The sequence below is a fragment of the Sphingomonas sp. GW821-FHT04B01 genome (assembly GCF_059420425.1).
Window position 1 is genome coordinate 1 of the sequence record NZ_JBWKTR010000022.1, and the last position, 18,270, is coordinate 18,270.

General features: G+C 61.6%; 23 protein-coding genes. 16 read left to right on the forward strand and 7 right to left on the reverse strand.

Annotation, left to right across the window (positions count from 1 at the left end; all coding sequences use genetic code 11):
* Positions 1-53: 53 nt before the first annotated feature.
* The 3 genes from AC07UH_RS21025 to AC07UH_RS21035 all read right to left on the reverse strand — a co-directional run bounded on the left by AC07UH_RS21025 (position 54) and on the right by AC07UH_RS21035 (position 1,827).
* Positions 54-611, reverse strand: coding sequence for a hypothetical protein (locus tag AC07UH_RS21025; protein WP_495182132.1), 558 nt, complete (start codon positions 609-611; stop codon positions 54-56).
* A 5-nt stretch (positions 612-616) separates the two neighbouring features.
* Positions 617-1,399, reverse strand: a complete 783-nt coding sequence (locus tag AC07UH_RS21030) for a hypothetical protein (protein ID WP_495182133.1) — start codon at positions 1,397-1,399, stop codon at positions 617-619.
* A 149-nt stretch (positions 1,400-1,548) separates the two neighbouring features.
* Positions 1,549-1,827, reverse strand: coding sequence for an excalibur calcium-binding domain-containing protein (locus tag AC07UH_RS21035; protein ID WP_495182155.1), 279 nt, complete (start codon positions 1,825-1,827; stop codon positions 1,549-1,551).
* Positions 1,828-2,454: 627 nt separating this feature from the next.
* On the opposite strand from AC07UH_RS21035, the gene AC07UH_RS21040 reads away from it, so the two are divergent.
* Positions 2,455-3,072 (forward strand): energy transducer TonB, encoded by a 618-nt coding sequence (locus AC07UH_RS21040; RefSeq protein WP_495182134.1) that lies wholly within the window; start codon positions 2,455-2,457, stop codon positions 3,070-3,072.
* 623 nt (positions 3,073-3,695) lie between these two features.
* Here the strand turns inward: AC07UH_RS21040 and AC07UH_RS21045 are convergent.
* Positions 3,696-4,733: a cache domain-containing protein gene (locus tag AC07UH_RS21045; RefSeq protein ID WP_495182136.1), complete on the reverse strand. Its 1,038-nt coding sequence runs from the start codon at positions 4,731-4,733 to the stop codon at positions 3,696-3,698.
* Between the two features lie 222 nt (positions 4,734-4,955).
* Between AC07UH_RS21045 and AC07UH_RS21050 the strand changes: the two genes are divergently transcribed.
* The 5 genes from AC07UH_RS21050 to AC07UH_RS21070 all read left to right on the forward strand — a co-directional run bounded on the left by AC07UH_RS21050 (position 4,956) and on the right by AC07UH_RS21070 (position 8,262).
* The gene (locus AC07UH_RS21050; protein WP_495182137.1) at positions 4,956-5,381 is read left to right on the forward strand and encodes a LexA family protein; all 426 of its coding nucleotides are present in this window, start codon (positions 4,956-4,958) and stop codon (positions 5,379-5,381) included.
* Complete coding sequence (locus tag AC07UH_RS21055) at positions 5,378-6,646, forward strand: Y-family DNA polymerase (RefSeq protein WP_495182138.1); 1,269 nt, start codon at positions 5,378-5,380, stop codon at positions 6,644-6,646. The genes AC07UH_RS21050 and AC07UH_RS21055 overlap by 4 nt, the downstream gene beginning before the upstream one ends.
* 437 nt (positions 6,647-7,083) lie before the next feature.
* Entirely contained in the window at positions 7,084-7,275 is a 192-nt protein-coding gene (locus AC07UH_RS21060) for a hypothetical protein (RefSeq protein ID WP_495182139.1), read from the forward strand.
* Positions 7,276-7,386: 111 nt separating this feature from the next.
* Positions 7,387-7,608: a hypothetical protein gene (locus AC07UH_RS21065; protein ID WP_495182140.1), complete on the forward strand. Its 222-nt coding sequence runs from the start codon at positions 7,387-7,389 to the stop codon at positions 7,606-7,608.
* An 18-nt stretch (positions 7,609-7,626) separates the two neighbouring features.
* Entirely contained in the window at positions 7,627-8,262 is a 636-nt protein-coding gene (locus tag AC07UH_RS21070) for an SOS response-associated peptidase family protein (RefSeq protein ID WP_495182141.1), read from the forward strand.
* 36 nt (positions 8,263-8,298) lie between these two features.
* On the opposite strand, the gene AC07UH_RS21075 is transcribed toward AC07UH_RS21070, so the two are convergent.
* Positions 8,299-11,433: a TonB-dependent receptor plug domain-containing protein gene (locus tag AC07UH_RS21075; protein ID WP_495182142.1), complete on the reverse strand. Its 3,135-nt coding sequence runs from the start codon at positions 11,431-11,433 to the stop codon at positions 8,299-8,301.
* A gap of 239 nt (positions 11,434-11,672) precedes the next feature.
* On the opposite strand from AC07UH_RS21075, the gene AC07UH_RS21080 reads away from it, so the two are divergent.
* The 3 genes from AC07UH_RS21080 to AC07UH_RS21090 all read left to right on the forward strand — a co-directional run bounded on the left by AC07UH_RS21080 (position 11,673) and on the right by AC07UH_RS21090 (position 12,734).
* Complete coding sequence (locus AC07UH_RS21080; protein ID WP_495182143.1) at positions 11,673-11,900, forward strand: hypothetical protein; 228 nt, start codon at positions 11,673-11,675, stop codon at positions 11,898-11,900.
* A 15-nt stretch (positions 11,901-11,915) separates the two neighbouring features.
* Entirely contained in the window at positions 11,916-12,329 is a 414-nt protein-coding gene (locus AC07UH_RS21085; RefSeq protein ID WP_495182144.1) for a thermonuclease family protein, read from the forward strand.
* Positions 12,330-12,413: 84 nt separating this feature from the next.
* Positions 12,414-12,734, forward strand: a complete 321-nt coding sequence (locus tag AC07UH_RS21090) for a hypothetical protein (protein ID WP_495182145.1) — start codon at positions 12,414-12,416, stop codon at positions 12,732-12,734.
* 51 nt (positions 12,735-12,785) lie between these two features.
* Here AC07UH_RS21090 and AC07UH_RS21095 read toward each other — a convergent pair whose 3' ends face one another.
* Both AC07UH_RS21095 and AC07UH_RS21100 read right to left on the reverse strand, forming a co-directional pair.
* Positions 12,786-13,835: a plasmid recombination protein gene (locus tag AC07UH_RS21095; RefSeq protein WP_495189989.1), complete on the reverse strand. Its 1,050-nt coding sequence runs from the start codon at positions 13,833-13,835 to the stop codon at positions 12,786-12,788.
* Between the two features lie 156 nt (positions 13,836-13,991).
* Positions 13,992-14,228, reverse strand: coding sequence for a helix-turn-helix domain-containing protein (locus tag AC07UH_RS21100; RefSeq protein ID WP_495182147.1), 237 nt, complete (start codon positions 14,226-14,228; stop codon positions 13,992-13,994).
* A 151-nt stretch (positions 14,229-14,379) separates the two neighbouring features.
* Here AC07UH_RS21100 and AC07UH_RS21105 point away from each other — a divergent pair, with 151 nt between their 5' ends.
* From AC07UH_RS21105 to AC07UH_RS21135, 7 genes are all read left to right on the forward strand, one after another.
* Positions 14,380-14,805 carry a twin-arginine translocation signal domain-containing protein gene (locus tag AC07UH_RS21105; RefSeq protein WP_495182148.1) on the forward strand — a complete coding sequence of 142 codons (426 nt, stop codon included), beginning with the start codon at positions 14,380-14,382 and terminating at the stop codon, positions 14,803-14,805.
* The gene (locus AC07UH_RS21110) at positions 14,802-15,422 is read left to right on the forward strand and encodes a hypothetical protein (RefSeq protein ID WP_495189990.1); all 621 of its coding nucleotides are present in this window, start codon (positions 14,802-14,804) and stop codon (positions 15,420-15,422) included. The genes AC07UH_RS21105 and AC07UH_RS21110 overlap by 4 nt, the downstream gene beginning before the upstream one ends.
* A gap of 2 nt (positions 15,423-15,424) precedes the next feature.
* Positions 15,425-15,667, forward strand: coding sequence for a hypothetical protein (locus AC07UH_RS21115; protein ID WP_495182150.1), 243 nt, complete (start codon positions 15,425-15,427; stop codon positions 15,665-15,667).
* A gap of 2 nt (positions 15,668-15,669) precedes the next feature.
* The gene (locus tag AC07UH_RS21120) at positions 15,670-16,080 is read left to right on the forward strand and encodes a hypothetical protein (protein ID WP_495182151.1); all 411 of its coding nucleotides are present in this window, start codon (positions 15,670-15,672) and stop codon (positions 16,078-16,080) included.
* Between the two features lie 67 nt (positions 16,081-16,147).
* Positions 16,148-16,660, forward strand: coding sequence for a hypothetical protein (locus AC07UH_RS21125; protein WP_495182152.1), 513 nt, complete (start codon positions 16,148-16,150; stop codon positions 16,658-16,660).
* A 279-nt stretch (positions 16,661-16,939) separates the two neighbouring features.
* Complete coding sequence (locus AC07UH_RS21130; protein WP_495189991.1) at positions 16,940-17,173, forward strand: hypothetical protein; 234 nt, start codon at positions 16,940-16,942, stop codon at positions 17,171-17,173.
* A gap of 695 nt (positions 17,174-17,868) precedes the next feature.
* Positions 17,869-18,222, forward strand: a complete 354-nt coding sequence (locus AC07UH_RS21135; RefSeq protein ID WP_495182154.1) for a hypothetical protein — start codon at positions 17,869-17,871, stop codon at positions 18,220-18,222.
* The last annotated feature ends 48 nt before the right edge of the window (positions 18,223-18,270 follow it).

Below are 18,270 nucleotides of genomic sequence, written 5' to 3' on the forward strand. Positions count from 1 at the left end.
GTCGCTCATTCACGGTCTCCTCACGGAGCCTCAATCAGATCGCGCCTCTCCCATCAATGGGTCCTGACCCTAGCACGGTAGCCATTCGCCTTGAGGTAATTGGTCCTGCGCGCCAGAGCGCTGCGCACGATCTCCTGCCGACTGGCGAGGTTCCGCTTTACCTCGGCTGGGTCCATCGACGGATCGACCGTCGTAGACTCGTAAGCCTCCTTCTCCGCCGGCGTTAGCGCCGCGCCAAAGAGCTGGTTGCGGATCTGGTTGTCTGCCGAGCGGAATTTCGCCCACCAGTCTCGCTGACCTTCCGTGGCCCAGCCGGTCGCGCCCTGGATCTTGTTTTCCAATTCTCCGGTAAGGGTGTTCCCAGCGAAGTTGTCCTTGAAGCCACCCGCGGCGTTCTTGAGCGAGGCGTACACCGAGACGTCATCCTCGACACGCTTTGCGGCGGTGTCGGGCAGGGGGACACCATAGGTGCCTTCAACGGCATGCCAGCTGCCGCCCCGATACACGACCTTCTGACCGGTTTTCGGGTTTGTGGCCGTGCGGCCTTCCATTGGATCGGTCGACGCGTCCTGCGCGGTGGCCGGCGGGGTGCCGTATTCGTCTTCGTCCATGATCATCAATCCAGAATGAAGCCGGAGGGGAGCTTGGCTGACTTGGCCGATCCCTTGCTCGAGTCGCGGGAGACGCGGCCTTCGCGTTGACGCGACAGAGCAAGATTGCCTGACGCAACACCTTCGCTGACTCGATTGTGTCGAGCCGTCTCGGCGGCGGCCGCCGCCTGGCGCACATTGTCGAGGCGCCGGTCTTCGGCCTTTGCCCCAATACCCATCGTCTCCATCATGCCGGCGGCATGTTCAGGACCGACTGCGCCGGACATGATCGTGCCGAGCATCGCATATGCCTTCTGCCGGTCGGCGGGGTCGTCCGACTTCACCAGCCGGTAGAGTGCATCCGTCTGGTCGCTGTTGATATTTCCCTTCACGAGGGTGTCGCGACGTTCCTGCAACACGTTCCCTGCGAGATCCGCATTGCCGCTGGCAAGGGCGCTCAACACGCTAGCCGTCGACTTAATCACGTCTTGCTGGACACTGCGACTGTATGTTGAGAAACCGTTGGACAGAGCCTCCTGCTTATCAGGATGCTTCCACATCGTGTCTCGCAGCTTTTCCGGGGTAAAGTCCGCAGCCAGGTCGGCTAGGTCGGCATGCCAGACCTTATCCTCCTCTTGCTGCTGGGTAAATTTCACCTCCGCGAGGTGCCTTCGCTCGGCACGTTCGGCCTGCGCGTTGTTCAGCTGTTGCCGGTCATTTCGGAGAGCAAGGCCCTGCATCAAAGGCTGAGCATTAACCTGGGTCAAAAGGCCAGAGTAATTGATAGGCGCGGTGCTGAAGTCGTTCAAGGGCGGCATCCTATTACTTCAGGATGCGCTGCCGGGGGCGCTCTACTCGACCGTCAACCATTACTCTGTTTGATCAACGGACGCAACAGATTGGCGCCGTTGACGCGCAACTATTAAGTATACCGCGTGATCGTTGCAGGAGCCCGCTGCTACTCGCAGGCGACCCCATCGCCATCCCGGTCTAGGTGACCAGCGTAGCCAGGGTCACCATCACGGATCGGCGCCGCACCAGCAGCGCGAGCGGCGGAGCAGTTGCGGTAGTAGACCGATTCGACAGTCTGTGGGCTAGCGTCGCGATCGTCGTCGGCCTCCGCCAATGGCGTAAGATGATCAGTCATCGGCTCCTCTGCCGTGCCGCCGGTGACGAGCGGAGGCGTCGCCGACTCACTTGAGGGTGTGGCGACCGCGGCGTTCGGGCGCCGCGGCATTTCGGGATCGGCCGACCATCGACCTACAATGAAAGCGATCACGCCGACGGCGGCAAGCGTGCCGCCCTTATACCGGGGTTGCGGGGGCTGCGCCGTCACGATTAGCCAGAGATCAACGGCGTGCTGACCGGGCTTCGCCGCCAGTGCCCACTAACGCCATTATCCAAGCGATGATCACCAGTACGGGGTGCGTGTGCCAGGACGGTAGGGCCAAGATCGCGACGAGCAGGTGCGGCGCGATCAACCATCCGAGCCAGGCAAGCCATCCAAACGGCGTGCTAGCGAACAATAAGAGTGTGATGCGCGGAAAGACGGCGAGCCCTACAAGAAACCAGAAACCGTGACCCGCTACCTCGAACATGGTCCGATCTTACGCGCAGGGCTTGTCGTCGGCAACGGAGCTTCTTGGGGGCGCGCGCCTCTACTGATACCCGCCGTTCTCTTCGCGCTCTTTGGCTGCGTCTTCCTGCACCTCTTCCATCTCGTGGGCTTCATCATCCGGCCCCTCCGCCTTGCAGTTGGGTCTCAGAATCGAGCACAGGGCGCCGAGCTCGGCTTGCCAGTGCAGGATATTGCCGTCGGTCGCTAGCCTTGACACAATGACATTATGATTCGGGGGGAGTATCTGTGATTTGGCTGTTGCTCGCCGCTGCCAGTGAACTGGACTTTGTTCCGCCCACCCCTATCAACCAAGCGGATTGGTTGACCGGCGTACAGTATCCCGACGTGGCGGTTTTCGCTGAGGCGTCAGGACTGACCCAAGCAGACATATTCGTCGACAAAACTGGCCGGCCGAAAGCTTGCTACGTCGTCGTTTCCAGCGGGGCGCCGGATCTTGACGGACAGACATGCGCTGCCGCTATGCATCGTGGCAAATTCAATGCCGCAAAAGACGAGGCAGGTGCGCCGATAGCTGGAATATATCGGTTCGGCGTCACCTGGATGCTCCATAGTAAAAAGCCTGGCGAATATCCCGCCGATGTGACGCTCTACGTGCCGAGACTGCCAGGCAATCAGAAAAGCATATCGATGACGCTGCGGTACATCGTTGATGTCAAAGGCCACGTTGAAAAATGTGCGACCCTAGTATCCAGCGGCCTCCCCGAGTTTGACGTTGCCGCATGCCGAGCGATGCCCGCACGCTACGTCTTTGCACCCGCTCGGGACAAGGTAGGCAATGCCTGGCGTGTAGTACGAACTCAAACCGTGGCGTTCGACATCGCATCCTCGACAGATCGACGCTGAACGTTGCTGAGGAGACGTGTTTCGAGAGGCGGGTAGTTTGTAGTGTCGCTCGCCTACACCGCTGTTCTGCCGCCCTCGCGTCAGCGTCAGCGAACACGCTGATCCTCAACAATCAGCGCGACGGGCACGTCACGGGATGTCACCCTTCATCCTAACTGATGCCCGTCGCTAAACATCGTTCAGCTCAGCTCATTCGTTAGACCGGCTTCGCACCAGCCGTGCCGCATTTCGCGAACTTGCCATTGGCGGCCTTACAGCGGGTCGCTTTCACCGGGGCCTTGTCTGGGCATTTGATGAACTTACCCTTCGAGTCGCGACAGGGTGCCGCCACGGATGGTGAGGCGGTGGCGAGAAGGCCGACGCTGATTGCAGCGATCATAAGCTTGCGCATTGAACATCCTCCACCCGGTTATCGGGCTAACCCATGCTGCGTCCGCCTGTAGGTCCCGTCAATTGCAGAACCTCATCCCGATGCGCCTATTGGCTAAGCATGCTTGGGGCGAGATAAATATGCCTGTCAGGTCAACCAATGATCGCTGGTACACGCGTCGGGCCTCGACCCTTATGGTTGCCCTCATCTAGGCCTTTCTAGGCCACAGTTGCGACGCCAGCGGTCCCGATTGTCATTGCGACCGCGCGCGCATTTGAAGCGCACGCGCAATTTGCTCCTCGGTCTCAACATGCTCTTCGATGACGCAGCTCAGATCAAGGCCGCTTATTCCATGCTCGGCTCTCACCACCGCCTGCGCCAAGTTCAGCCCGTCCATCAATTCTCCCGATCCATCGGCAGCTTTGTAAGGATAGAGAGCATGATAACGGTACGTGCCTGTCGTCGCGACCACCCGGTTTTGCGAATCTACAATGGACGCGACCGCGTTGCGGGCGGTCCGATTGACTACGTTCATGATATTGGCAACCTGCCCTTCGAAGTCGTATTCCAAGTAACAGGCGCCAACCGTCGCGCCCTCAATGCGTACCGGTGCGACATAGACCAAGACGCAACGGTCTTGAGACCAAGGATTCTTCCAAACCTCGTCGGTAATCCAGTCGACCTCTGGCGGGGCAGACATGACACGTTGATATTGGGTGTACCCTTTAAAATTAACGTTCCTAACGGCGGCGTTGTCGTGAGCGCAGACAGCCACGTTGCCCTCAGCGTCCACCACAAAGGCATTCAGAAAATAGGGCGAGCATTCGAGCAACTTGCGTAGCCGGCTCAATGCCCGCGCTTCCGCCCGGGCCGATCTTCGATCGAGCAGCAAGGCTTCGCAAACACTGTGGTCTGTCGCAAGCATGCGAATATCAATTGATCGGTCGTAAAGCGTCCGGGCAAGGGTGCCAGCTATCGATTGTGCCAGATCTGCTAGACGACCACCCTCAATGTCGCGCGCAAGTTCGTCCGCAATCGCGGAGCCGTGATGAAGGTATTCAAGAACCTCATCGCGGAACTTGGTGGCCGATGACCTAGCGACGGCCGCTAAGCTCTTCACTTCCTGAGCGACAACAGAGAAACCCCGGCCTGCATCGCCCGCACGCGCAGCCTCTATGGTGGCGTTAAGGGCAAGCAGGTTGGTCTGCCCAGCTATTGCCTCTGCCTTCGTAGCGTGCGCAGTGACTTCGTTGCTGAGAGACTGCAACAATGAGCGGATCCGACGGGGCATGATCAACTTTCAGGAAGACGGCATGAACCTACCGATTGATCGTTAAACCACCGTTAGCCTGTAACATGGGTTACCCAGAAGGGACGGCCATAGCAGGACCCATCTGAGCCCGGATGCGGCGCGTGCCCGTGCCCTATCTACGACAATCCAGCCTCAGCCGCAGATTCTTTGTTCCCCTTTAGTTCTAACACGCGTTAAGAGCGGACCGAAGAGGGAGTCGCCATGAACACGTTGCGCCTGCACGAAATACCGTTCGAGCTGGTGCCGCGTGAGGTGCCCTATTTCCTGTGCCGCACGCCGGCTGGCTTCCCCTCGCCAGCTCAGGACGACATGCAGGATCCGATCGACCTTGGCGCCTGGCTCGTCCAGCATCCTGCCGCCAGCTACATCATGCGGGTCGATGGACAGTCGATGGCCGGGGCAGGGATCAACGATGGCGACTTGATCGTGGTCAACCGCGCCAAGCAGCCGCGCAGTGGTGCGATCGTCGTGGCGCTGGTCCATGGGGAGCGGACGTTGAAGCGCCTGCGGCATATGGATGGCCGGCACTGGCTCGTGCCGGAGGCGGAGGGCTATTCGCACATCCTGGTGGACGAGCATGTCGAGATCTGGGGCGTGGTGGTGGGTGTCGCCCGCCAGGTGCCATGAGCACGCCGATCGCGCTGATCGACTGCAACAACTACTATGTGTCGTGCGAGCGGGCATTCGATGCCAGCCTCGTCGGTGTCCCGGTGATCGTCCTGTCGAACAACGATGGCTGCGCCATTGCCCGATCGGCCGAGGCGAAGGCCCTGGGCATCAAGATGGGCGACCCTATCCACCATCTGCGTGACAAGGTGCGGCAGCATCGCATCCGTGTGCTGTCGTCCAACTACACCCTGTACGGCGACATGCAGCGCCGGGTGATCGCCGCATGCGAGGCGTTCGCCCGCGACTTCGAGATCTATTCGATCGACGAGACCTTCCTCGACCTCGCCGGCTTCGAAGACCGCGATCTCGTCGCTCACGCGCACGAGATGCGGGATCAGGTGCGCCAGTGGACGACGATCCCAACCTGCGTGGGCATCGCCGAGACCAAAACCCTGGCGAAACTCGCCAATGCCGCCGCCAAGAAGAACGCCGACTTCAACGGCGTGGCCGATCTCCGCGACGATGGGATTAGGCGCGACGTGATGCATGCCTTTCCGGTCGAGGACGTTTGGGGCGTTGGCGGCGCAACGGCGCGCAAGCTGACGGACCTCGGCATCACCACCGCCGGCACCCTCCGCGACATGCCGATGAAGCAGGCGCGTGCTGTCGGGACCGTGGTGCTGGAACGGCTTGTCGCCGAGCTACGCGGTGTCCCTTCCGCCGCCGTCGAGATGGTCGCTCCCCAACGCAAGGGCATGGCCGTAACGCGATCGTTTGGGACGCCGGTGACCACGTTCGACGGGCTAATGGGTGCGCTCAGCCAATACGCCCTGCGCGCCGGTGAGAAGCTGCGGCAGCACGGTCTTGTCGCCGCTAGGTTGACCGCCTTCTTCCACACCAACCGCCATAAGCCCGATCGGCCGCAATATGCGGGATCACGTACGGTGACCCTGCACCCGATGACGAATGACAGCCTTGAACTGATCGCCGCCGCCCGCCGTGGCGCTGAACGGGCATGGCGAGATGGTTACGCGTACACGAAGGCGGGCATCATGCTGGATGACCTCGTCGCCGCCGACATGCGGCCGCGAACATTGTTCGAAGACGACACCGGCAAGCGTGACCGGCTGATGAGCGCACTCGACGAGATCAACGGCAAGTTCGGGAAGTGGACTGCGGTGACGGCATCGCAGGGATTCCGACGCGAATGGAAGCTGCGTTCTGAGATGCGATCGCCCTCATGGACGACGAGTATCGCCGAGGTGCCGACCGTCAGGTCGTAACTGAACCGCGCCAGACCAGCGTGTTCACGACCGATGCAATCGTCCGCAGTCATGAAGTGGCATGGCTCGCCGACCAATCAGCAACCGCGCACGACGCCCCACCGAAGAAGGCCGTCGGTTCAAACACGACCGCAAGACGTGGATGCAACGCGTCAGGCGATGGTGGCGAATCATAAGTGGCGGCTTCTGACCGGCTATGACAGGTCACATAAGGCAGCAGCGCCGAGGCACAGCCTCTGCTCTTATTCTTAATCGAACGATGCGATTACGCCGACCCAGAGCACAGACTCCCTGTCGCGTACTGGAGGGTGTGCCGGCGCTTCGTCCGCTTCCCCCACCTGACACCACGGACGAAGCGCCACTCGCGGGAGCCGGTGACTCATACCCACGCCGGCGTACGCCAGCGACATCTACGAGAGATTGAGATGCAAGATCCTATGTCGCCTGCCGAACGTAAGATGCTGCACGTTCTCGATCGCAGCTGGCTCATCCCCGGTAGCGTGAAGTGTGCGATTAAGCACGAATGGGCTCGCGGGAAGCCGGGCGTTGCGCTCGGTATGCTGGCGCTTTGGCAGGTCGCTTTCTACGGCGCAACGACCGTGCTGCTTTTGGCTTTGATGGGAAACTGAACCCCAGTCGAAGGATCTTTCCTCGGAGGTGAAATTGGGCAAGCATGGTTCTCGCCTTAAAGACGGAGAGAACGATTTGACCTTCATATCGGGGATGAGCGGCGCAGGCTTATGAACAGGGACAACGAGATCGGCACTATCGAGCGCGCCTTCCAGCTCGCCCGGTCCGGAGCCTGCCATTCGGTTGCCGACATCCGTGCGCAGTTGAGCGCGGAAGGGCGCGATGGCGTTCACGGCCACCTCAATGGGGCAAGTATCCAGAGGCAACTACGCGATGCTCTGGCTGCCCGCGGCATCGATGCCAAATCGGACGATGAGGACCTCGACGCGTGACCGGGAGTATTTAGCCGCATGTGCAATCGCGCGCGCTTTTCCGGCGAACCAGAGACGCTGTTCGAGCGCTTCGGGGCGAGCTGGGCGCAGGACGTCGTCCGGCCGAACAAGGACCCTCAGGAGCTGTTTCCAAAGTCGAAGGCGTTCGTCGTGCGCGAAGAACGCGGCCGGCGTGCTGTCGATATGATGCTGTGGGACGTCCTTGGCGGCGGCGCTGCATGGCCTATGACCAACGTCCGCAACTTGGGCTTGCCGCAGTGGCGGCGACTGGCTGCCGAGCCGCACAACCGATGCCTCGTGCCGCTCACAGAGTTTTGCGAGTGGACACCGGACAAGCACAAGGTTGGTGACGGCTCGCCCATCAAGGGCGAGATGTGGTTCGACGTGCCGGATCAGCCGGTGTTCGCCGTAGCTGGGTTCTGGCAGCAGACGGCGAAGGGGACAGGGTTCACGATGGTGACCTGCAATCCGAACGAGTTGGTCGCGCCTATCCACCCCAAGGCGATGATCACGATCCTGCATGAAGCGGATTGGGACCGGTGGCTGCGCGGCAGCTACGACGACGTGGTGGCGCTCCAGCAGCCGTATCCGGCTGACAAGATGACGGTGCGCGGCCCAGTGTTCCCGACGCGCGAGTCTCCGCACAGAGAGTGAGGGAGGGGGAAACCCCTCCCTCAAAGACGCACCTGTTTAGAAGCCGAAGCTGGCACCCGCGCGGAAGGTGCGGCCGACCAGGCCGGCATAATGCCATGTAGTCAGGAAGTTCGGCGCGCTCGCATATGCCGCGGGAGCCACCGGTGCATGCGCGTTGAACACGTTGCCGACGTTAACGAAGAACGTGAAGTCGTCGTTGACCTTCACCGATCCGTTCAAGTCGACATTGATGAACTTTTTGACGTAGCAAAAACGATCGCCGCCGGTTGTATCAGTGGTCGCTTTGTACAGCGCCGCCGTGCAGGCGGTCGACAGATTGCCTTGGTCGGTTGCAACTGCCTTGATCTTGTCAACGAAATACGTCGTCGCGGTCAAAGAGTATGCGCCTACCTGAAGCGTATTCTGCCAGTTGCCGCGCCACGACGGCGTGCCATTGCCCGACGACAGATCGTACGGACCCATCGTGCCCGCATATTTCTGCACGCCACCGCTGGTGTGCAGGTCGTACTTGAACAGGTGGGTGACCTCGACACGGCTGGTGAAGGTCGAACCCTCACCCAGCGGAACGTTCGCGGTCGCCGCCAGATCGATACCCGAGGTGATCGAGTAATCGGCGTTCACGAACGGCACGTTGATGATCAGCACGCGGGGCAGGGCGCCCGGGAATGCGGGATCGGGCGCATCGACCAGATTGACCGAATAGCCCGGACCGACGTTGGCGACCGCAGCCTGTGCCGCCGCGACGTTGCTCGCGCTGTAGTAAGCCGCCTGTGCCGCACCGATCAACGGCCCGGCGACGATCAGGTCCGACTTCTTGACGTTGTAATAGTCGGCGGTGAAGCTGAACCACTTGACCGGCTGCACGATCACGCCGGCGGTGAAGCTGCGCGAGGTTTCCGGCTTAAGGTCCGGATTGCCGGCGACGCCGCGGCCCAGCGAATAGGACTGGCCGTAAGGATTGCCGTTGCTGCTACACGTCGTTGTGGTGCCGGTGCCGCCATGCGCCAGAATGAAATTACAAGGCGGGGTATAAGTGACGAAGCCCGCATATTGGCTGCGTACGCCGCTCTCGGCGAAGGTCGGTGCGCGGAAACCCTGCGAATAGGTGCCGCGAATCGCCAACTGCTTGAACGGCGAGAACTTGACGCCGACCTTAGGTGAGAAGCGGCCGAACCCTTCCGAATAGTGATCGTAACGGCCCGAGGCGTTGACATCGAGGATGTTGAGGATCGGCGCATCGATCTCGAAGTAACCCGCCGAAACCGTGTGCTTACCGAACGACGACGACGTCGTCAGACCATAGGTGTCGAGCGCGACGTTCTGGTTGTTGTTCTCCAGCGTCTCGCGGCGCACCTGCCCGCCGACGGCGACCTGCAACGAGCCACCCGGCAGTTCGAACAGCGCCTTGCTGAGCGATGCATCGAGCGATGCCATCGTCGAATGTGACGGCGTCGTCTTGTCGGGCGACAGCGTATCGCGCACCGCCTGGCTGTTCAGACTCGGATTGACGAAATTGTAGCTGCCGGTGTTGATCGCGCTGCGCAGGGCGGCGATATTGATCAGGCCGTGCTGCGTGATCTCCAGCTCGTCGCGCGCATAGGCGCCCTGCACGCGCCAGTTCCAGCCTTCGCCGAAGCTGCCGTCCAGACCGGCGGTGCCGCGATACACCTCGTTGGTTCGGTCGCTGCCGACCGGGATGTCGCCGAACAGGTAATAGATGCGCGCCGCACCGTTGTTCGGATCGTTGGCGAAGGCGGCGGCATAGGGGTTGTTCGGGTTGAGCTGGCGACCTGCCGTGCCCGGCACCGAACAATTGATGCCCGACGTGCAGATGTACACCGGCAGGACGACACCCGGGTTGCTCGAAGCGGCCGCCGGTGCGCCGCCGAACGGCTGCGTCGCACGGATCGCCGACGGCGTGCCCCTGATGCTCACATCGCTGCGGCTGTAGCTGCCGGTGATATAACCCTCGATCGAATCGCTCAGGCGGACACTGATCCGGCCGTTGACCGAATAGCGCTCCTGCAACGGCTGGATCTGCCGGTAACGATCGACGAGATCGTAACGGCAACCAACGCCGTTCACCGCCGCACTGGTTTGCCGATAAGTACCGTTGCTGCAGGTGCCGAGGTTCAGCGTTTGGAACTGCGTGCTCAGCGCCGCCGTCGAACCCGCCAGCGGGTTGTTCAGGTCGGTCTGGCGCACGCGCACCACGACCGCACTGGGAGTGGCGGTGGTTAGGTTCTGGTCGGCGGTGTTGAGGTCGTTGCCGCCGATGCTGGTCAGATCCTGCGTATTGTACGGGAAGCCGCGGCTGTGGTTCGAGATGCGGCCGTCGCGCTGGTATTCGCCGTTGATGTATACGTTGAAGCCCTTGTCCTCATAGTCGCCATAGCCGAGCGTCAGGTTTGCACGCTGGCGTGCGCCGTCGCCCTTCTCCGCCAGACCCGCCTCGACCGTGCCGGTCAGGCCGACGACGTGCTTCTTGAGGATCAGGTTGACCACGCCGCCGATCGCATCCGCGCCGTAGGTTGACGACGCGCCGTCCTTCAGCACTTCGATCCGGTCGATCAGGCTGAACGGGATCGAGTTAAGGTCGACGTAGGAATTGTGGCCGTCGTCGCTGATCGGGAAATTGGCCGAACGCAGCCCATCGACCAGCACCAGCGTGGATGACACGCCCAGACCGCGGAGCGATACGGCGGAGCCGCCGGCGCTAAAGCCCGACTGAAAGCCGGTACCGATCGAACCCGCGCCATCGGCGGAGATCGAGCGGATCGCATCGGTTGCCGTCGTGATGCCTGCCTTGGCGATGGTGTCGGCGGTCAGGATGGTGACGGGCGATGGCGTCTCCGTGTCGGCACGACGGAAGAGCGAGCCGGTCACGACAATATCGCCGTCCGGCTGCGTTGATTGTGCGTCCGGCGTGGTCGGCGCGGCCTGTTGTCGATCGATCTCTACTTTACCGGGAGTCTGAGGCTGCTCAGCCGAACTCGATTGATCGGTGGCGGCGGACGCCGGACTGGCCTGAGCGGTCGATGGCGTAATCGAGAGAGCGATCACGAAGGGTGTTGCAGCAGCGAGAAGCGCAGCCTTCCGCGCAAGACGAGAAGCGATGATCACTATTGGTATTTCCCCCTGTGGCGGCCACCCCCCTGGCGGCGCACACATCCGTCGAGGCCTGCCCCGACGCAAACAAAGGTGTCGGGCGAGATGCTGGATGTAAAGATTTGTTTCTACGGCACGAGTATCTGGTGCCATCTTGTTGCAGGCACGCCACAGCTCGTCACAGATGCTGCCCTATTGGGTCTGCCTCTGCCGAGCTTATGAAAGCGGCCGATGCCAATATGCATTCTTGGGAACATATCCTGAACATATGATCGTTGGCAGGCGGGGGCCATGGCGGAGGCATGCGCATGATCGGACAAAATGAAGATGCTCGGCAGCAGGTTGCGGTTGGCAGGTGGTTGCTGACGCAACGTGACCGCGGAGACTGGGTGGACGGCATAGCCGAAGCCGCGAGCGCTGATCGTACTTTTCTGCGCGAGGGCAACCCCGAGGCGGTTCGGGCTCACCTCTGCAAACAGCAAGCTGATGGCGATGCCTTCGCCGCGCTGGATAACGCGGAGAGCGATTGAATTGCGGCCTGACCGATGATCGCCATGATGTTGGCCGCCGCCAAGCTGCCGGCATTCACCTGCGATGTGATCCGTGTCCGTGACGGCGACGGCGACGGCCCCCTACGGTGCCGATCGGGCGAAAAGGAGCGCGTGGCTGGTATTCAGGCGCCGGACTTCGAAAGCGCCGGACCCCGTCGCCGGCCTGATGCGCGCCGCAACGCCTATACCTGCGGTGATCGCGCCGCGGCGCACGCTCAGAGCATCGTGTCGCGGCTGACGCTCGGGAAGCGCCTGACCTGCCAGCCACAGGGCAAGAGCTACAGCCGCATCGTCGCGCGCTGCACCCTGCCGGATGGCCGGTCGCTGTCGTGCGCCGTCATCGCTGCCGGGGCTGCCGTGCGGTGGGACCGGCACTGGCGGCAGTATGGGATGGGGGAGTGTCGCTAAAACGCCGCTCCGCTAACGACGAATGATTAATAAGCCCATTGCATACGATCCCCGGGGAGAGGACCGGAAATAAGTGAACGTATTGTGAGGGCGATCAAGATCGACGTGGATGGCGAAGCCTCGGTCGTTCACATTTCTCCCCGTAATTGCTTCAACGGCAGCCCCATTGATATGGTCACATTTGACGAAGAGAATGACATCGTCGTTGATGACGGAGGCCTTTTTAACCCGTATCTGGTTACAGCCACGATCGGTCATCTTCGACGGCTCCCGCTACCGGCCTATGTGGTCGGTGCGAATGGTGAAGAGACCGTGGATACCAAGCTCAGCGTTGAGGCCGTTCGTGCGGCCGTAAGCGACATCACTGTCGTTCGAGACCTTCGTGGCAGCAACAACACGAATTGACGCTGACGCCTCGCCGGGACGGAATGCTGCAGGCTGTCACCAATTCGGCGACTACCGCAGCCCTAATTCCGCAGATACATGGTGGCTTGCGGCAGAGGCATGCTCCACACCGACGCCGGTGCTGACCCGCAGCGCCTGCTCTCGTTTCTCCAGATCGGCATCACGTTTGTCGGCAGACAATTTCTGTTCGCGTAGAAGATGAAACTGGTACTCGACGTGCCGCCCGCGAGCACGTGCTTCTTCCTGCTCCGCGAGGGCTTCATCTAGCAGGGCGCGGACGCCTGCCGCCGCGGAGGCGGCTTGCCGGCTTTCCTCCCGGACCTTGGCCTGGGCTGCAACAAGATTAGCCCAGCCGTCCCTTAGGGCGATAAGCGTCTCGTCAACGGCGGCTTGTTTGGCAGCAAGGTCCTGTCGCTGGATCAGGATCGCGTTCTGGTCGGCATCCATCTCAGCCATTCGTTCGCCATAGGGCTTGTGCTTGTTGTCGCTCTTCTCCTTGCCTCTCGAGAGGCCGAAGGGTGCCATTGCGCGGGCGTAACTCGTCTGGTCCTGCGCCCACTTCCCGGTTGCAGCCAGCACCTCGCCGGCAAGCGTCCACTCCGGCCCCCGGCGACGATCCGGCGAGTGCTTCAGTGCCAGAACGACCGCATGCACGTGGGGCGTGTATTCGTCGCGATGCAGGACCACCGACACCAAACGATGGGCGCCGAAATGCTCGACGAGGAAAGGCACCTGCGCTGCCTTCCACTTGTCGAGGCGGGCCGCGCGATCGGCCTCGGACCCGGCGGCGAAGAACTCGTGACTGGCCGACAGGACGACCTCACGGGCAATTACGCCTTCTCTGCGCCGATTGTCCGGATCGATGCCGTGGTCGACCAGTCGCTGGCGAGCAGCAGATACGATCGCAGGCGAGCCGAGCAGGTACTCGGGGGCAGGGGCACCCTCGACAACATGGGCCAGCGGGGTCCGCCTGTCATTGTGGATCTCGACGCTTCGCATCTCGTCCCACGTCTTGATGAACCCGTTCTTCACGTCCCAGGAGATGGTCGAGTACAATTTCATCGCTTGGTTCCTCCAAGCCAAATTGTCGACGATCGTCAAAGACGTATCAACACTATTTGCCATCGCGGCCAACCATTTCCGCATCCGGAAAACCCTAGGGTTTAAGCCAGATCATCGACAAAGTCCTAGCCTAGTAGGGAATTGTGCAATGCGGTCGATTGGTGAAGGCAGGGGGGAGGGAAAAATAGAAGAAGGTCAGGCCAGACGTACGCCGGCTCGTCCGGCAGGTGACGCCGCGCCGTCCTCAATCAGGATCACGCCAGCCGACTTTAGCGCTTCGGCAATCTTGATCACTGAGGCATCAGCCACAGTCTGACCGCCTTCGAATCGATTGACGGTCATTACACCCAAACCCGCAGCGGTTGCTAAGTCGCCGATCGACCAACCCAGCAAGGCTCTGCCTGCTCGGCACTGTTCGACGGCGATCCCCATCAGGCCCTGATAGCAGCCCGGATCGATCGGGCAACCACGGGCTATTGCAGTCACTCGAAGGAAGTGGTAGAAAATCTACCAGTACGGCCGGGTGTGGAGATTGAGCCCTCCAAACCCGGCCTGACCACAACCGATCCTAAGGAGATCAGTCATGGCTACGAATGCTTTACCAGCCGACGTGCGTCCGGCCAAGATCGAGCACATCGATACCACTCGCCGCGACCTTATCGGTGGCGCGGGCTTGGCAGGCATTGCCTTGGCCGTGCCCGCGCTGGCAGTGGCGCATCAGGTCGGTAGTGCGGACTTCCGCTCCCTCATGGATGCGAACCGCAACGCCCGTCATCGCTTCAACACCTTGCCCACCGATTTAGAGGTGGCCGACGCTGCTGCATTTCAGCGCGAAACCGATCGCATGATCGAAGCCTGCCTAGAAGCCGATCACGCGGCACCGACCACTTGGCGCGAGTTCACCGAGCTGCTCGACCATCTGTGCGAAGGCGGGTGGAACAACATCGACGGTGACAATGCCGAACGGCTGCTCGCCCACGCCAACCGCCTCCTGAGCAAGGGGTCATGATCATGGACGCGAACACCACACGCCGTTCATTGCTCCGCCTCGGCACTGGAGCGCTCGCATCTTGCGCGGGGGCTGCAATCCTTGTCGACACGGCAAAGGCCGCCGCCGTGCCCGCGCTTGATCGCCGCGCTTGGGATCGTGCCCTTGCCGTGTACCGCGCTGCTGTAACGGCGAGCGACGAGCATTACCGCCTCGTTGAAGAACCGTCCATCGAGGAGGCAGAACGCCGTGCGCCGTTCGCCGGATGCTATTTTGAGGATACCGCGAAGAGCGGTCAGACCGTGCGGCATCGGTGGGACCCCAAGGACCCAGATGGATACGAAGGCCTCCCTCCCGGCTCGATTCTGACCATAAAGGCGCGAGAGGTTCGGAGGGCATGGGAGGCGCATCAGCAGGCGCGGCAGGCACTTGGAATGGATGCCATCGCCGAGCAGAGCAATGCGCTGTACACCGCCATCACCCCCGCCGAAGACGCATTGTTTGAGACCCCCGCGCCGGATCTCGCGGCCGTGGCCGTCAAGCTCGACCTGCTATGGAACGACGATCGCGATCAGATTCCGAGCTATCAGGAACTTGTCCGCGCCGACGTGCGCCGCCTCTCCGGCGGGGAGGCGTGATCATGGCGACGCAGCTTCAGAACGCAGGGCATCAACTTCCCGCGTTCGACCCCGCCGCCTGGCTCCACAACCTCGTCCAGATCGGCGGCGGCTATGCGCTCGCATCCGGTCGCAAGCTGTGGCTGGTCGTCGAGCACTGCCCCGCGGAGGAGCTGACGACCGTCATGTCGCAGATCATGGGGCATCCTGATCGGGCAGAGGCGGTGCGCCTCACCATCGAACGCCGTCAGAACGGGGAGGGGTGATCATGGGCCTGATGCACCCCGTCCTGCGTGGTGGTCACCGCACCGGCTCGCCTTGGCCGCGTCGTCTCCGGCGGCGGTGGGCGAGATCCGACGACGTGGCGACGGCGGCGCACTTGCTCGCCGCCATCCCATCGCTGCCCCGCGCCGAGCTATCACGCCTGACGGAGCGGCTGATTGACCGCATGGACGAGTTCGACGGCGATCCGGACTTTGAATCTGAGATGGACATCGACGGAGCGCACGATGACGGCTGCGGTCCCGTCCACAAGCATGGTCGGACGTTCTGGGGAGCGGAGGAAGAAGATGAGGGGCGCAACCACGTCCCCATCTATGGCGCCGACCAGTCCGCTGGTCCGCTGAGGGACCGCGCTGGTCGCTACCGCTGGTACAAACAGGAGAAGACCTACGAATAGCCCCGTCACGTGGCAGCCGGCCTCACCCCGGCCGTTGCAACATCGGCCCGTCGCCCGCAGATCGCAGATGGGGGGCTTCGGGCGTGTCCACCGCTTCAAGGACAGCCACGACTTAGCGGCGCAGTACGGCCCGGACTGGTGGATCCCGATCTATCGCCGCGCCTTTCCGACACTGATGTCCGCAGTCGCCGTGGAGCATGACGGGTGGGCTCAACGCGGAGGAATCGACCGCCTGCTGACGCTGTCGTGCGGCCGGACCTACACAGTCGACGAGAAGATCCGGACGCAGGACTGGCCGGATGTCCTGCTGGAGCGCTGGTCCGACGAGGCGCGGCAATCACCCGGCTGGGTGCAGAAGCCGCTGGCCTGTGACTTCATCGCATATGCCCACGCGCCCGCGGCGACATGTGTCCTGCTGCCCGTGCCAGCGCTACAGCGCGCTTGGCGGCAGCATGGGCGGTCATGGATCGGGTTGTATGGTCAGCGCCGAGCTGAGAACCCTGGCTACACGTCGGTCAGTGTGCCGGTGCCGCGCGGCGTGCTGATGCAGGCCATTGTGGAAGCCATGTTCGTGAGCTGAGGCCCGACCTCGAAGTCCGATGCCCCCGGGCTTCACGTTCGCAAGATAATCAGGTCTACTGCGCACATGGCCACAGACCTCCGATCCGAGACGAATAAAGAGGCTACTCGGCTGAGTACGCTGCTCCTCGGGTTAGCGGCATCGGCAATCGCCTTCGCCATACATGAAACGTCAGATCGGAAGCTCGAGTGGGCGTTGCTTCCAATCGCCTTGGCTCTCCTAAGTTGGGGCATCAGCTTCTACGCCGGCATCCAGTGGGCCCACACTCTGCAAGGGTCTATGTCCGCGAACATCGCGCTTCATGAGGTCGGCCCGAACCACCCGAGGTATCGCGACATCGACAATGCGTTGAATCGGTATAGGCGAGCCGGGGGACGCTGGTATCGCTGGCAGCTGCGCCTGCTGCTAATCGGTGCTACCTGTTACGTCGTCGGGCACGGCATGCACATCGCTTCGCAACCGGTGGCGCCGGATAAAAAGGCGGTGGCGGTGAACCAAGCTGGTGCGACGTAGTCGTAGCTCTCGCCCCATATCGTCAGCTATGTAAAAGGAAATGAATGGCGGACCTCCAGAGCCTCCTGTCCACATGCCGCGACATAATAACTTCTCGTAAAGTTCGGCAATTCGTCGTTGGAATTACGTATAAGCCTACGGAGAGGCGGCGAGCATACGCGCGCTGGGCAAAACGCTTGGGAGCCGAACGTAGTGGTTGGGTGATCTTGGATTGGGGATTGTCGCCCACCGAAGCCGTAGAAGCTGAGCGCTTCCTGTTTCAAAGTCTCGTCGATCATCCGGGCTATGGCGTCATCGAGACACGATACTACCCTAGCGTCAAGCCGTTCCCCGACCAAGTCGTGTACTTAGCTTGGTGGTCTGATTGGCTAATCGATGCCGAGGCATAACCGAGACGTATCAGCTGGCCGATACCGCCAGAGCGGAGTCGAGGCGATTCAGAAACGGGACGAACCGAGTTCGGGCTTAAAGTCTGCGATTGTAGCAGTGACTCCCTCCACATACAGATAATCCCGGCGGGATGCGCCGGAACACCCTTCTGCTGAAGCGCATCCGCGCAACGGCAGCTGATTGGATGGTTGCTCGAGGATGGCGACCTGTACCCTGATCAGTCAAAAGAAGGCCGGGGCCCGTCAACAACTCCACGAATATCCGAATTTCTCGAACAGCGGTCGCGCCTCTTCAGGTATGTCGCCATGCTGCCTGAACGGCAGCCGGAGCAGGCCGAACTCAGCGGCGGACTTCGCTTTCACATCCCGCGCCACGCGGGGTTGAAGCGCAAAGGCAGTCGCCAGATCTTCGTTGGACCTGATATTAGCAGCTTGAAAGAAGGCACTCGCCGTTATGTCAGCCAGTTGCAAGCCGGCCAAATCATCGTGTCGCTGCACCTCGACGAGGTCAGGCCGAATAACACCCGGCACTATTTCCCGGGCCAGTTTGACGCCCCGGCCGGACACCGCCTGAGCTTCGAGAAGGTCAAGGTAAGCCTTGAGGTGATGGTAGTCGTGGCCGCCACGCTCACTAGGGCTCAAACCCAATCAGCGGGTTGAGGCGGAGTGGCTTTCCTGATTCACTGCGCGTGGATCATGGGAGGTTTG